Raw genomic sequence first — 14342 nt, forward strand, 5'->3', positions numbered from 1 at the left:
TCGGAGGGGTTATCCACTTGCCTCAATCCTGTTCTTCCGGGCCTCATCGGATCGCGGGAGAGTCGAATCAGCCAGTGAGTGCTGGCACTTCCCGAAAGGACCTCACCGTGAAAACACCATCCACCATGCTTCCTGATATTCCGGCTCCCCTTGAATACCCGAAGGTTCCTTCCGGAGAACCGGTCGCAACCCGGGAGCACCAGCTCACCGAGTACGAGCGCGTACACAACGATCTCGAACGATTCGATCTTGAGGACGAACTGTGGGAATTTGGTTTTGGCCTTGAGGAACCCGCGGAGTACGAGGACCGGCGTCTCGAGGACGACGGCTTCTGGGACAAGGTAAGTACACGGACAAGGCTCATGGGTTCGGAGCTGGGCATGGCAACCGCCGAATACGCCATCACCACGCTGGCAGCTGTTGGTTTGGCCGGTTTGCTGGTGGTGATCCTTCGCAGCGAGGAAGTCCGGGGCTTCCTGCTCAACGTGATCCGGACGGCCTTGTCCTTGCCATGACCAAGGTGCTGCTTGCTCGCCGGAGACGCGTTCCGGCAGTGCCCGAGGACGGCGCTGTGACCGCTGAGTTCGCTGTCGCATTGCCGGCCGTGGTGCTGCTTTTGGCTTTCCTGCTGGCAGGTGGCGCTGCCGGTATCACCCAATTGCGGCTGGAGGAGGCGGTAAGAGCCGGTGCCCGGGCTTCGGCCCGGGGTGAAACCACTGTCTCGGTTCAGGGCACTGTCCGGCGGCTTGCGGGGGAGGGGGCCACTTCTTCGCTGACAGACGACGGCGGGTGGCTGACAGTCACCGCTTCATCACCCGTCGGTGGAGCCCTGGGTCCCTTGATTCCATGGCAGCTGACGGCCTCAGCCTCCGCCCGCGCGGAGACAGGAACATCGTGAGGAAGCGAACCATGGCTCTCGCCGCCGAGCGCGGATCAGGGTCGGTGCTTGCCCTGGCTTTGGGAGCTGTGGTGATGGCCCTCCTGCTTGCTCTGCTCCTACTTGCGCAGGCAGGGGTTTTGGCCTCCCGGGCCGCCTCTGCTGCCGACTTGGCAGCCCTTGCAGGAGCCGATGCGGCGCGCGGCCTGACCTCGGGAGAGCCGTGTGCCGTGGCCGCGGATGTGGTTGGGCATCACAACGCAACCCTGACCTCCTGCATGGTGATCAGGGGCGAGGTGGTGGAGGTTGCCACCGAGCTGCCTTATCCCTTCAACTGGGGAGTCGCCACAGGGCATGCCCGGGCGGGACCACCTCCGTAACCGACAGGCGCCTAGACGGCGTCCTTCAGCAAGACGCCAAGGAGTGTGATGGCGGCTGCCTTGTCCAAGGGATTGTTCTTGTTGCCGCATTTGGGGGACTGGACACAGGACGGGCAGCCGGCTTCGCACTCACAGGCCTTGATGGCCTCCCGAGTGGCGGTCAGCCAGGTTTTGGCTTTCTCGAAGCCCCGCTCGGCGAACCCGGCACCTCCGGGATGTCCGTCATATACAAAGATCGTAGGGACCCCGGTATCGGCGTGCAGGGCAGTGGAAACACCGCCAATATCCCAGCGGTCACTTGATGCCACCAAGGGGAGGAGCCCGATTGCGGCATGCTCTGCTGCGTGGAGGGCACCGGGGAACTCTGCTTCCACCAACCCCGCTCCATGCAGTGATCTGTTGTCCACCACGAACCAGACGGCTTTGGTGAACAGGTCACGGGCGCCCAGATCCAACGGCTCTTCGCCGAGGATCTCATTCGAAATCAAGGCTTTGCGTTGGAAGGAAACAACTTGGGTGGTCACTTTGACGTCGCCAAAGTGCACGGTGATGTCTCCCCATTGAACAGTGCGCGTCGTTTCAAGAACCTCGATCTGCGTCACGTCCCGGGCCGTGGTGTAGAAATCGGGGTTCACGCGGCGAACCATGACGCAATGGTCGGTCTCGTTGAGATCCTCCACCAGGTAGCTTTCGCCCTGATGGACATAGATGGCGCCCGTATGCGCCTGGTAATGCGTTTGCGGCGAGTCCATGGTTCCCAGGAGGGATCCGGTCTCGGCATCCACGATGCTGACAGGTCCGCCGCCGTCGGCCCGCAAATTCACCATCCCGGCCGCGCTTTCAGGATGGGTCCAGAACCATCCTGCGGGCCTCTTGCGCAGGTACCCCTGGGTTACCAGCCGGTCAAGAAGTCCCTCGGCCGTGGGGCCGAAAAGATCGAGCTCAGCCGGACCAATGGGCAACTCGGCAGCGGCCGCGCACAGGTGCGGACCCAGGACATAGGGGTTGCCCGGATCAAAGACCGTGGCTTCCACCGAGACGTCGAAGATGGCCTCCGGGTGGTTCACCAAGTAAGTGTCCAAGGGGTCGTCGCTGGCAACAAAGGCAGCAATCGCGTCCTGTCCTGCCCGCCCCGCCCGGCCGATCTGTTGGAAGAGGGATGCGCGGGTACCGGGCCACCCTGCCACCAGTACAGCATCCAGTCCAGAGATATCGATACCGAGTTCCAAGGCGGACGTGCTGGAGACTCCGAGCAATTGGCCGGACCTCAGGGCCTGCTCCAGGGCGCGCCGTTCTTCGGGCAAGTATCCGGATCTGTAGGCGGCCACCCGACCGGGCAGGCTCGGGTCCACCTCGTCCAAAAGCCTTTTGGTGATGGAGGCAATGGACTCCGCCCCTCGCCTGGACTTGATGAACGCGATGGTGCGGATCCGGGAAGAAACCAGGTTGGCCAGGATGTCGGCCGTTTCGGCGACTGCCGTCCGCCGTTGCTTGGCGCCATTCTCTCCCTTGACGTCGGTCAGCGCAGGCTCCCAGAACGCCACTGTGGTGGATCCGTGCGGAGAACAATCTTCGGACACTTCACGCACGGGAGCACCGATAAGCCTCCCAAAGGAAACGGCGGGGTCGGATGCGGTGGCGGAGGCCGCGATGAATACGGGTTCCGGAAAGGAAGTGCCCGCACCGTAGTATGCGCAAATCCGGCGCAGCCGCCTCATGAGATTTGCTACATGCGAGCCAAAGACCCCTCGGTAGCTGTGTGCTTCGTCAACGATCACGTAGCGCAACCTGCGGAAGAACCGTGCCCACCACGTGTGGTTGGGCAGGATTCCGAAGTGCAGCATGTCCGGGTTGGCCAGGATGAAATTGGCGTGGTCACGGATCCAGCGGCGGGACGAGACGTCAGTGTCGCCGTCGTATGTTTCTGCCCGGACGGTGGGCAGCTTCAGCGCCCGGATCGCAGCGAGCTGGTCCGCAGCGAGTGCCTTGGTGGGAGAGAGATAAAGCGTGACGGCACCGTCGTCGTGAATTTTCCCCGGATCCGACAGGACCCGCAATTCGGAACGGTGTATCGCATCCAACGCCGGCAGCTGGTAGGCAAGAGACTTCCCGGAAGCTGTCCCGGTGGCGATGACCACGTGCTGGCCGCCATGGGCGATCTCAGCGGCCTGGATCTGGTGACGGTACGGTTCGTGGATGCCCAATGTTCCGTAGGCGGACACGACATCAGGATGCACCCACCCCGGCCAAGGCTCATTGACCGCTTTGCGGGCAGGGATGGTGTGGACATGGCGAAGCTGCTCGGGGTCCTGGGTCCGGCCCAACAGGGAGATCAGCGAATTCGGTGCAGCCACCGAATCATTCTGTCACTGTGCGGGGACGTCGACGGCGCCAGGCCTGGAGGGCCGCCGTCGAACGCGCCCGCAAAGCGGCAACCTTCAGGCGCCGGAGAGGTCCGAGCCTTCGGCACCGCTGACCGACATCATGATCACGTGGCAAACCACGTCCCAGCCCAGATGGGAGTAAAGCTTTTGGCCGTCCAAGGATGCAAGGAGGAGGCCGTTTTCGACGTCGTGCGAGAAAGCCTGGGCAGCGAGAGCCTTCATGATGAAGCTGCCCAATCCGCGCCGTTGGAACTGTGGTTCAGTGACGATTTTGTCGAAGACGGCGGTACCGTCCACCACGTACACCCTGCCACTGGCGGCCACTTGTTCGCCGGAATGCACCACTGCGTGATGGACGCCGTTCGATTCGGAAGTGGCAAGTTCAAGGTCGTCGTCGGGGAGCCAGGGATCCTCGGCATCCTGGGTTTCCATGTCAACGATCATCATCGTTTGGGAAGCGGACGTCACAGTCAGGCCGTGTTGACCAGCCAGGTATTTGTACCGTTGGACGTCGTTGGTGAGGATCGTCAGGATTCGGCTCGGGGATTCCGCGGTCTTGCCCGCCAGGGCAATGAACTCATCGTCGGAGGGATCGTGGGCGAAGTACTCCCAGTCACCGGTTTTGTCGGCGCGAAGTGCGGCAGGGAAGCGTCCCTCTTGGCGTGACTCATAGCCCCGGCAGCCGGACCAGCCGGCCACCCAGACTTCCAAGAGGTGCGCAATGTCTTCAACCAAGGCGTCTGGACTCATGTAGAGAGACTATGCCAGCGCCCCCTGAAGGAACAGAGCGATGTCAGCGGAAGGAACGTTGCTTATGGAATTGTGACTTGGCCGTCCGCCGCGCCCCGGTTTTACAGCACCAAGTACCCTTTAATAGTGGCTTTAAACCGAATCGTTCTCTTCTATGGCTTTACCCCGATCGCCGACCCCGACGCCGTGCGTCTGTGGCAGCGCGCCCTCTGCGAAAAACTGGGCCTCACCGGCCGGATCCTCATTTCCAAGGATGGCATCAACGCCACCGTGGGCGGCGAACTGAACAACATGAAGCAGTACGTCAAGACCACCCGGGAGTACAAGGGGTTCCACGGGATCGACTTCAAATGGTCGGACGGTGGCGCGGACGACTTCCCCCGCCTCAGCGTCAAGGTCCGCGACGAAATAGTCTCCTTTGGTGCGCCCGGCGAACTCAAGGTCGACGACAACGGTGTTGTGGGCGGCGGGAAGCACCTTCAGCCCGAGGAACTGCACGCCTTGGTGGACGCGAAAAAAGCCGGCGGTGACGACGTCGTGTTCTTTGATGGCCGCAATGCCTTCGAAGCCAAAATCGGCAAATTCAAGGACGCAATTGTTCCGGACGTGGACACCACCCACGACTTCATCAAGGAACTCGACTCCGGAAAATATGATGACCTCAAAGACAAACCGGTGGTCACATATTGCACGGGCGGAATCCGCTGTGAAGTGCTGTCCAGCCTGATGGTCAACCGGGGCTTCAAAGAGGTCTACCAGCTCGATGGCGGCATCGTCCGGTACGGCGAAACGTTCAAGGACAAGGGCCTGTGGGAGGGCTCCCTTTATGTGTTCGACAAGCGCATGCACGTCGAATTCAGCGAGGAAGCCAAGACCATCGGCGAGTGCGTGAGGTGCGCATCGCCCACCAACAAGTTCGAGAACTGCTCCAACCCCAGTTGCCGCACGCTGACCCTTTACTGTGCCCAGTGTGCTTCGAGTCCGGAAACACTCCGCTGCCCTGGTGGCTGCGACGCTGCCTGAGGGAAAGTTCAGAGCCTGCTCACGCGGTAGGCGAAGTTGGCATTCGCTCCCGTACCCACAGTGATGGAGAGCACTGCGTCCTTTTCCAGCTGGACCACGCTGACCCGCGCATTTGCGCATCCCAGGGTGAGGTCAACCAGTTCAGCCTCGCCAAGTTTGACCGCAAACGCCACCCGGCGTGCACCGCGGCAGGCCAGCGTCACCGCATACGTGCCTCCCGGCAACTGGACAGTTTGCTCGGTCCGCGACTCGCCGGCGGCCAGGTAGCCAAGGCTCGAATAGAACGACTGCCCTTGGGATTGGGGCAGGGCAGCTGTGGCCCACTCATCCAGGGCCTTTCCCGTGACGGTCTCCTCCAGGGCCGGGTCCGGCGGGAGAACCACGTTGGTCGCCGTTGAACTGGCACTGGCCTCGGGCCTGCCGCCGTCCTCGTAGGTATATTCGCAGGCACTCACGCTTCCGCACAGCACAAGGAGTCCGACGGCGGCCCTCGCCAGCCGCTGTACCGTTGCGAAGGGAGCTGCCCTGCTGCCCATGAGCTGACTTTACGCCCGTGCAGCCTCTTGCTGAAGGCCCGCCAGAGGAGGCGGGAGGGGGCCACGGGGCGGCTCAGTTGCCTGCGGGAACCAAGTGGTAGGCGAAGATCAGCGGGGCGTCCACACTGCTTGTCGAAATGCTGATGGGACCGCTACCGGGCACCTTGATCTTCACCACGTCGAGGCTGCCGTTGCAGGCTGCAGCGGCGTCGGTGATCTTCTTTCCGCCGGAAGAGACGGCGAAATAGGCCTTGCCGCCGCCATCGCACGCCATGGTCAGCGTGTAATTTCCAACCGGGACGCCGGCGGATTCCTTAACCAGCGGATCCCGGTTGAGAATCTTGCCCGAATCCTCCAGCACTGCGGTGCTGGCTGCGGGGAGGACCTTTTCCTTCCATGCAGGGACATCCGCGTCCTGGATATTGACCGGAGCCTGGCAGGCGGAGACTCCCAGCAGCGCCGCCGCGGTGATGGCAACAAGGCCGGCAAGGCGCCCTGTGGAGGAGAAGTTGAGCATGGTTCCAACGCTACCGGGTTCGGGAGCCCTGATTTGTCCACATAGGGCGAACAGCCAAGCCGCACCGCAGGTGTGCCGCCCCTACACTTGCAAGGTGACTGACACAGCTTCCTTGTTTACTGCCGGCAACACTGACGATGCTCCCCGCAGCGACCAGCCGGATCTCCTTTTGGCCCTCGCCGCAGATCTTCGCGGCGTTTCCTACACTGTGGACGGAGTGGCCGAACTCCTGGGAGAGTCCGCCTCGGAAGCGTTGTCCAGTGACCAGCTTGTTCCGGCCCTGTTGGCAAGTGAGCGTCGGATGGTCTCCGAAGACCCGGCTCTGCGTGCGCTGGCGGTTGTTGTCCGCCTGTGGCTGCTGGCTGTGCCGCAGACCATCGCCGATGTCGATGCAGCCCTGCCGGGAACAGGATCCCAAGGACTCGAAATTCTGGGTTTGGTCATCATTGATGCCGGGATGGTTCGCGCCAAGGCGGACCTTCGTCCCTATGGCTGGGACGCCAACGCCGATGGCACCGGGGGAGCGGAACTTTGGGTGGCCAGCGATCTCGCAGCCCATCAGCAACCGGGAGTCTTGAGGCACGACCACGTGCTGGGGATTGGCCGTGCGTCCACGACACTCGTTCAGACCACGTCCAGGCAGCACACGGGACGTGCGCTGGATCTCGGGACCGGCTGCGGAATCCAGACCTTCCACCTCCTGCACCACTGCGAGCACGTCACGGCCACGGACATCTCCGCGCGGGCGCTTGCGTTCACCCGTTTTAACCTGCTGCTCAACGCTGCCGCGCTGGGCCTGGACCCGAGCAACCTGGAGAGCCGTGTGAGCTTGAGGCTGGGTTCATTGCTCGAGCCCGTGTCCGGGGAGGAGTTCGGCCTGGTGGTGTCCAACCCGCCGTTCGTGATTACTCCCCGTACCGGCGGTGAATTGTCGTCCGACCAGTTCACCTATCGGGACGGCGGATTACCGGGGGACGAGATTGTGGCATCACTGGTGCGGTCCCTGGGCACGGTCCTTGAACCGGGCGGGACTGCGCAGATGCTGGGAAACTGGGAAGTTGCTGCGGGAACTGACTGGAAGGACCGCCCGAAGGCCTGGCTGAAGGACTCCGGGTTGGATGTTTGGTTCATCCAGCGCGAGCAGGTCGGCCCTGAGCAGTACGCGGAAACCTGGTTGCAGGATGCTTCGCAGAACCGGGAAGGTGGGCAGTACAAGGACGCCTACTCCGCCTACCTCAGCGACTTCGGCTCCAGGAATGTTGAGGGAATCGGTTTTGGCATGATCTGGCTTCGCCGCCCCGGGGCCGGTAGCGGGACAGCAATCAACCGTTTCGAGGAGATCACTTACCCCATAGAGCAGCCGATCGGACCGCATCTGGGTGCCGCAGTCGAGCGTGCTGACTGGGTGTCCGCCAATCCCATCCCTGATGCCCACCTGGTAGTTGCCGAGGACGTCACCGAAGAGCGGCACCAGCGTCCCGGTGCCGCCCATCCCGGTGTCATTCTCCTGCGCCAGGGTGCCGGCCTTCGCCGGACCAACTTGCTGAGCACTGAGCTGGCCGGCTTCGTTTCGGCCTGCGACGGACAATTGTCTGTCCGCCAGATAGTTTCGGCATTGGTGGCTCTCCTGGGCGGCGAAGACACCTTCGACGAGGAAGCGTTCCGGGAGGGGCTTTTCCGCGAAGTCACCAATCTGGTCCTTGACGGTTTCCTGCTTCCTGATCCGGATCGGTACAGCTCTTGAACGGCCCTGCCGCGCCTCGTTCCCCCGGGTCCGGCCCTGCAGTTAGTGACCCTGACTACACTGATGAAGTGATTGCGAACAACGAGACACCCCAAACGTCAGGCGACGTTCCGCGGCGGAAGCGGGCGGAGAAGACGGTTGAGATCACCGACCCCAAGGCCATCCGTGCCCTGGCCCATGCTGCCCGCATTGAGGTGATCTCCGAGCTCTACGCCACGCAGGTCAGCCACACGGCCACGGAACTCGCAGCGAGGACAGGCCTCACGCCCAGTGCCATGAGCTACCACCTCCGCGCCCTTCAGAAGTGGGGAATTGTTGCGCCCGCGGAGAACTCGGGAGATGCCCGTGAAAGGCGCTGGAAAGCGGCAGGGACAGACTTCACCATTTCGGGAGGCAGCGTTGCCAGCCCGGAAATCGCAGTGGTGGACCTGGAACTCGACGCCTTCCGGCGCAGGGCATCGGCGTTCGCCAAAGCCCGTGGTGAGCGGAGGCAGCGGGGCGAGGCTGGAGAGGAGCCCGCTGCCGTGGTCCTTTCAAGCAATCTGCTGTACTTGACCAATCCGCAGCGCAAAGAGCTTGCGGACCGAATCCGGGAAGTTTTCCGGGAGTACGAACTTGAGGATCCCACCCGGATTCCCGAGGGGGCGGAGCGCATGGCAACGTTGTGGTCGATGATCCCTGACGACCGCGTGGCACCGGGCCAGTAGCACCGTCCCAGGTCCCCGAAGGACCCCTTGGTTCTCCATGCCAAAACGCAGGATTCTGCAAACTATGGTGAACTAGGCCAATATGGGCAGCAGCCCAATTACACATTTTTTCTGTAGGAGCACCGTGCCCAGCAAGGCAAAAACCGGCAAGAAACTCGTGATCGTGGAGTCTCCGGCCAAGAGCAAGACCATCGCCAAGTACCTTGGCGAGGGCTTCATCGTCGAGGCTTCCATTGGCCACATCCGGGATCTTCCCCAACCCTCGGACCTTCCTGCAGAACTGAAGAAGACGTCGCTGGGCAAGTTCGCCGTCGACATCGAAAACGACTTCAAGCCGTACTACGTTGTCTCCCCGGACAAGAAGAAGAAGGTTGCCGAACTCAAGGCACAGCTGAAAGATGCTGATGCCCTCTACCTCGCAACCGATGGGGACCGCGAAGGCGAAGCCATCGCGTGGCACCTCCTGGAGGTCCTGAAGCCCAAGGTTCCCGTCTACCGCATGACTTTCGGTGAAATCACCAAGGAAGCCATCCACCGGGCCATGGATAACCTGCGCGACGTCGATACCGCACTGGTTGATGCCCAGGAGACACGCCGTATCCTTGACCGCCTCTACGGCTATGAGATTTCGCCGGTGCTGTGGCGCAAGGTTGCCCGCGGTCTCTCGGCTGGCCGTGTGCAGTCCGTGGTGACCCGCATGGTGGTGGACCGCGAACGCGAACGCATGGCGTTCCGGGCAGCTTCCTATTGGGACCTGACGGGGCAGTTCGGCGCAGGCTCGGGCTCGTTCAAGGCCAAGCTTGCCGCCGTGGACGGTGCCAAGGTTGCCAGCGGCCGTGACTTCAACGACAACGGTCAACTCACCTCGTCGAACGTGGTTCACCTCAACGAGGAACTCGCCACGTCTTTGGCTTCCGGACTGGAAAACGCTGATTTCCGTGTCCGCTCCGTGGACACCAAGCCTTACACCCGCAGGCCCGCAGCCCCGTTCACGACCTCGACTTTGCAGCAGGAAGCCGGCCGTAAGCTCAGGTTCTCCTCCAAGAGCACCATGCAGATTGCGCAGCGGCTCTATGAAAACGGCTACATCACTTATATGCGTACCGATTCATCGGCGCTGAGTGACGAAGCACTGACAGCGTCCCGCCGCCAGGCTGCGGAACTCTACGGACCCGAGTACGTACCCCAGAGCCCGCGCGTCTACGCCAACAAGGCAGCCAACGCCCAGGAAGCGCACGAAGCCATCCGTCCTGCCGGTGACTCCTTCCGCACTCCGGCGCAGGTCGCCAAGCAGCTGAGTGGCGACGAGTTCCGCTTGTACGAGCTCATCTGGAAGCGCACCGTCGCCTCGCAGATGGCCGACGCCAAGGGCTCCACTGCCACCATCCGCCTGGGTGCAGTGGCTACGGATGGCCGGGACGCAGAGTTCTCCGCATCCGGTACCGTCATCACCTTTCCCGGCTTCCTTGCTGCCTACGAAGAGGGCAAGGACGAAAGCCGCGGCGACGACGAATCCGATGAAGCACGCCGCCTGCCGAACGTTGCCAAGGACGATGCCCTGACGGCTTCGGACATCGTGGCTGTTGGGCACGAAACGTCCCCGCCCCCGCGGTACACGGAAGCGTCGCTCACCGCTGAGCTGGAAAAGCGCGGCATCGGCCGCCCATCCACGTACGCCTCGACGATTTCAACCATCCAGGACCGTGGCTACGTCCGGAAGCAGGGCTCGGCCTTGGTTCCCAGCTGGATCGCGTTCTCGGTGATCCGGTTGCTGGAGCAGCACTTCTCGGATTACGTGGACTACGAATTCACGGCCGACATGGAAGGTGACCTGGACAAGATCGCCAATGGGCAGGCTGCGGGTACTGCCTGGCTCAAGCACTTCTACTACGGTGAAGATGCCGATCCCGGCCTGCTCAGCATCGTCAACAACCTCGGCGAGATTGACGCGCGGGAGATCAACTCGGTTCCCATCGCAGAGGGCATCACCCTTCGCGTTGGCAAGTTCGGTCCCTACCTGGAAAGCTCCATCCCAACAGTGGATGAGAAGACAGGCGAGGTAGTCGAATCCGCCCGCGCCAACGTTCCCGAGGAACTCGCCCCTGATGAGCTCACGGCGGAAAAAGCTAAGGAGCTGATGGAGACGTCCGCGCCCGAAGAACGGGTTCTGGGAACAGATCCCCACACGGGCCACACGGTGGTGGCAAAGAACGGCCGCTACGGTGCCTACGTCACTGAAATCATCCCGGAAATGACCGAGGAACAGCTGGCCAACCAACCGGTGGAGTACTACAAGAACGGCAAGCCCAAGCCTCCGAAGAAGCCGGTAAAGGCCAAGCCGCGCACCGGTTCGTTGTTCAAGTCCATGACGGTGGACACCGTGACCCTGGATGAAGCCCTGCAGCTCATGAGCCTTCCCAGGGTTCTCGGTGAGGATGCGGAAGGCAACCCCATCACCGTCCAGAACGGCCGCTTCGGTCCGTACCTGAAGAAGGGCACGGACTCCCGGTCCATCGGATCTGAAGAGGAAATCTTCACGATCACCCTGGAACAGGCATTGGAAATCTACTCGCAGCCCAAACAGCGTGGTGCGCGGGCAGCTGTTCCACCGCTGGCTGAGTTCGGCCCCGACCCCGTGTCGGAGAAGAACATCGTGGTAAAGGAAGGCCGCTTCGGCCCCTACATCACTGACGGTGTCACGAACATTACCGTCCCGCGCTCAACCTCCCTTGAGGAACTGACCCGGGAACGCGCCGTCGAACTTTTGGCGGAAAAGCGGGCCAAGGGTCCGGTCAAGCGGACCACCACACGCAAGGCCCCCGCCAAGAAGGCCGCAGCCAGGAAGTAACCCCACAAAGGGACACCAGGACCGGCCGGGAAGCAATCGCGAATTGCGTCCCGGCCGGCATCGTGGTCGAGTAGAACCATGACTGAACAGACGGTTTCCCCGGACAACGAACCTTTGAACGACCTCGAGGCAAAGCTCGCCTTGGCCGAACAGCCGGATGCCAACCCGGTGGACGTTATCCTCGCTTTCCTGAACAACGAGGTCTACCTGGTCAGCTCGGAAGCCGTGGACGGCCCGGACTCCTCAGTTGAGCCGTTGGTGCTCTCCAATGCTGACGGGCAGCCCGTCCTGGCAGTTTTCAGCCACCCCAGCCGCGTTGACGAGCGTTTCCTCGAGGCGGCCCCGCACGTCCTGGGCACCATGGGTTCTGCCATCCTTGGCAACATCGGTGACGAACTGGGCATGGTCATCAACCCGGGAAGCGAGTTCGGCTTCGAAATCGATCCCGAGGGCATTGCCAATATCCGGCGTGACTTCAAGCGCGCCGATGAGGCAGCAGATCAAGCGGAATAACAGCAAGGCGGCACGGCGGTTTCCTCCGCGTCGGCGAAACGTCACCGCCAAGTTGCTTACCGGGCTTCGAATCGGTGAATAATGGCAGAATGCGTCTTGGCGTTCTCGACATCGGGTCCAACACAGTCCACCTTCTGCTGGTGGATGCCCACCCCGGCGCGCGCCCGGTAGCCTTCGCTTCCCACAAGCGTCCGCTGTCACTGGTCCAATACCTCGATGGTGATGGCAACATCAACGACGCCGGCCAGCACGAGCTCATTGAGTTCGTCCTCGAGGCATGGGAGTTCGCAGCCAGCCATAAGGCAGAGGACCTCTTGGCGTTCTGTACTTCGGCCATCCGCGAAGCCACCAACGGCCCCGAGGTCCTGGCAAGGGTCAAGCACGAAACAACAGTGACCCTCCAGGAACTCACCGGCAGCGAAGAAGCCTCCATGACGTTCTTCGCCGTCCGGCGTTGGTACGGCTGGGGTGCCGGACCGATCCTGGACCTTGACATCGGTGGCGGCTCCTTTGAAATGGCCTACGGCACCGACGAGCTCCCGGAGTTCGCCACCTCGGTTCCTCTGGGTGCCAGCCGTTTGACGCGGGACTGGCTCCACGACGACCCTCCCAGCGCCAAAAGCGTCAAGGAACTCAGGCGCTACATCCGTTCGACCCTGAAGCCCGTTGTCCGTAATTTCCATGAACTCGGCCGCGCCAACCTTGTGGCCGGAACCTCCAAGACCTTCCGCTCCCTGGCCCGCATCGCCGGAGCCGCCCCCAGCGCGGCCGGACCGTACGTCAAGCGCGAACTCCACGCAGCGGATCTGGGCTTGTGGGCACAGCGGATTTCCGCCATGACGGTGGAAGACCGGCTGTATCTCCCGGGTGTCTCCGATGCGCGGGCGCGTCAGTTGCTGGCCGGTGCCCTGGTGGCCGAGGCTGCGCTTGAGTTGTTCGAATTTCCCACCATGGAGATTTGTCCTTGGGCACTGCGGGAAGGCTTGATCCTCCGGAGGCTGGACCAGTTGGTCTTCGAGGAAGCCCTTGATCCGGCACCCCATGTGGGCAAAAGGAAAAAGGACAAGTCCAAGAAGAAAGCGACCAAGGAAAATGGCCAGACCCCGGAGCACGACGATTCCCACCCGGAAGTGAAAGAGTTTCCGGTCCCGATAAACACCCCTGCCCCTTCCCCCATTCCAGCCCCCGCGGCAGGCGGGCTGGCCTCCTGAGATGAGCAACGACGTCGAACCTGAAGTGAATGACCGCCAGATCCCAGTGGCGCTGTCCAGCGCCTCCGTCTACCCGCTAAGCGTCCATGACGCTTTCGCCGTGGCCCAGGACCTGGGCTACGAGGGCGTGGAGGTGATGGTCACCAATAACGCCGTGAGCCAGGACCCCGCTGCCCTGATCCAGCTCAGCCACCGCTACAAGCAGGAGATCGTCTCCATCCACGCACCCACTTTGCTGCTGACTCAGCAGGTGTGGGGCACGGCGTGGAACAAGATCGAGAAATCATGCCAGATGGCGGCCGAAGTGGGTTGCGACACCGTTGTGGTCCATCCTCCTTTCCGCTGGCAGTCCAACTACGCGGAGAACTTCGTTGAGGGTGTCCGCGAAATCGCCACGATGTACAAGGTCCGCATCGCAGTGGAGAACATGTATCCGTGGCGCGTCCGGGGGCGCGAAGCGGTCGCTTACCTGCCGCACTGGGATCCGCTGGGCCAGGATTACGACGACGTCACTTGGGACTTCTCGCACGCCGCCACAGCAGGGGCCAACAGCCTTGAGGCCATCAAGGCCTTGGGAAGCAAACTCCGGCACGTCCACCTGACCGACGGTTCCGGATCGGGCAAGGACGAGCATTTGGTGCCCGGCACCGGAACACAACAATGTGCAGACGCCCTGCAGCACTTGGCGGCGACCGGTTTTGACGGCGTCGTGGTCGCGGAGATTTCCACGCGCAAGGCGAAGGTGGCGGGGGAGCGGGAGGAAATGCTCGCGGAAACCCTGCGGTTCGCCCGGCAGCACCTGACAGTCCCGGCGCCCGCCGAGCGGGGCTAGGCGCCGCGCCGGGCGCCCGC

Annotated in this window: 14 protein-coding genes; 10 read left to right on the forward strand and 4 right to left on the reverse strand. The window is 62.4% G+C overall.

Going from position 1 to position 14342, the window contains the following annotated elements:
• Positions 1-107 precede the first annotated feature (107 nt).
• The 3 genes from PJL15_RS18245 to PJL15_RS18255 are packed head-to-tail and all read left to right on the forward strand — an operon-like array spanning position 108 to position 1257.
• Positions 108-515 carry a DUF4244 domain-containing protein gene (locus tag PJL15_RS18245; protein WP_432443838.1) on the forward strand — a complete coding sequence of 136 codons (408 nt, stop codon included), beginning with the start codon at positions 108-110 and terminating at the stop codon, positions 513-515.
• Positions 516-571: 56 nt separating this feature from the next.
• The gene (locus tag PJL15_RS18250; protein WP_432443839.1) at positions 572-898 is read left to right on the forward strand and encodes a TadE family type IV pilus minor pilin; all 327 of its coding nucleotides are present in this window, start codon (positions 572-574) and stop codon (positions 896-898) included.
• Between the two features lie 11 nt (positions 899-909).
• On the forward strand, positions 910-1257 hold the full coding sequence (locus PJL15_RS18255; protein ID WP_281452549.1) for an Rv3654c family TadE-like protein: 348 nt from the start codon (positions 910-912) through the stop codon (positions 1255-1257).
• A gap of 11 nt (positions 1258-1268) precedes the next feature.
• Here PJL15_RS18255 and PJL15_RS18260 read toward each other — a convergent pair whose 3' ends face one another.
• Positions 1269-3611 carry a DEAD/DEAH box helicase gene (locus PJL15_RS18260; RefSeq protein WP_281452550.1) on the reverse strand — a complete coding sequence of 781 codons (2343 nt, stop codon included), beginning with the start codon at positions 3609-3611 and terminating at the stop codon, positions 1269-1271.
• An 84-nt stretch (positions 3612-3695) separates the two neighbouring features.
• Entirely contained in the window at positions 3696-4391 is a 696-nt protein-coding gene (locus tag PJL15_RS18265; RefSeq protein ID WP_281452551.1) for a GNAT family N-acetyltransferase, read from the reverse strand.
• Between the two features lie 126 nt (positions 4392-4517).
• Between PJL15_RS18265 and PJL15_RS18270 the strand changes: the two genes are divergently transcribed.
• Positions 4518-5414, forward strand: a complete 897-nt coding sequence (locus PJL15_RS18270; RefSeq protein ID WP_281452552.1) for a rhodanese-related sulfurtransferase — start codon at positions 4518-4520, stop codon at positions 5412-5414.
• A gap of 8 nt (positions 5415-5422) precedes the next feature.
• Here PJL15_RS18270 and PJL15_RS18275 read toward each other — a convergent pair whose 3' ends face one another.
• Both PJL15_RS18275 and PJL15_RS18280 read right to left on the reverse strand, forming a co-directional pair.
• The gene (locus PJL15_RS18275; protein ID WP_281452553.1) at positions 5423-5950 is read right to left on the reverse strand and encodes a hypothetical protein; all 528 of its coding nucleotides are present in this window, start codon (positions 5948-5950) and stop codon (positions 5423-5425) included.
• A gap of 73 nt (positions 5951-6023) precedes the next feature.
• A complete protein-coding gene (locus PJL15_RS18280) occupies positions 6024-6467 on the reverse strand; it encodes a hypothetical protein (RefSeq protein WP_281452554.1) in 444 nt (147 codons plus the stop codon).
• 94 nt (positions 6468-6561) lie between these two features.
• Between PJL15_RS18280 and PJL15_RS18285 the strand changes: the two genes are divergently transcribed.
• The 6 genes from PJL15_RS18285 (at position 6562) to PJL15_RS18310 (ending at position 14322) form a co-directional block, all read left to right on the forward strand.
• Positions 6562-8211 carry a DUF7059 domain-containing protein gene (locus PJL15_RS18285; protein ID WP_281452555.1) on the forward strand — a complete coding sequence of 550 codons (1650 nt, stop codon included), beginning with the start codon at positions 6562-6564 and terminating at the stop codon, positions 8209-8211.
• Between the two features lie 68 nt (positions 8212-8279).
• Positions 8280-8918, forward strand: a complete 639-nt coding sequence (locus PJL15_RS18290; protein WP_281452556.1) for an ArsR/SmtB family transcription factor — start codon at positions 8280-8282, stop codon at positions 8916-8918.
• 124 nt (positions 8919-9042) lie between these two features.
• Entirely contained in the window at positions 9043-11766 is a 2724-nt protein-coding gene (topA, locus tag PJL15_RS18295) for a type I DNA topoisomerase (protein ID WP_281452557.1), read from the forward strand.
• 78 nt (positions 11767-11844) lie between these two features.
• A complete protein-coding gene (locus PJL15_RS18300) occupies positions 11845-12279 on the forward strand; it encodes an SseB family protein (RefSeq protein ID WP_281452558.1) in 435 nt (144 codons plus the stop codon).
• Between the two features lie 89 nt (positions 12280-12368).
• The gene (locus tag PJL15_RS18305; protein ID WP_281452559.1) at positions 12369-13490 is read left to right on the forward strand and encodes a Ppx/GppA phosphatase family protein; all 1122 of its coding nucleotides are present in this window, start codon (positions 12369-12371) and stop codon (positions 13488-13490) included.
• Between the two features lies 1 nt (position 13491).
• Positions 13492-14322 carry a sugar phosphate isomerase/epimerase family protein gene (locus tag PJL15_RS18310; RefSeq protein WP_281452560.1) on the forward strand — a complete coding sequence of 277 codons (831 nt, stop codon included), beginning with the start codon at positions 13492-13494 and terminating at the stop codon, positions 14320-14322.
• Positions 14323-14342: the final 20 nt, after the last annotated feature.

This window comes from Paenarthrobacter nitroguajacolicus (assembly GCF_029952445.1).
GTDB classification, from domain to species: domain Bacteria; phylum Actinomycetota; class Actinomycetes; order Actinomycetales; family Micrococcaceae; genus Arthrobacter; species Arthrobacter nitroguajacolicus_B.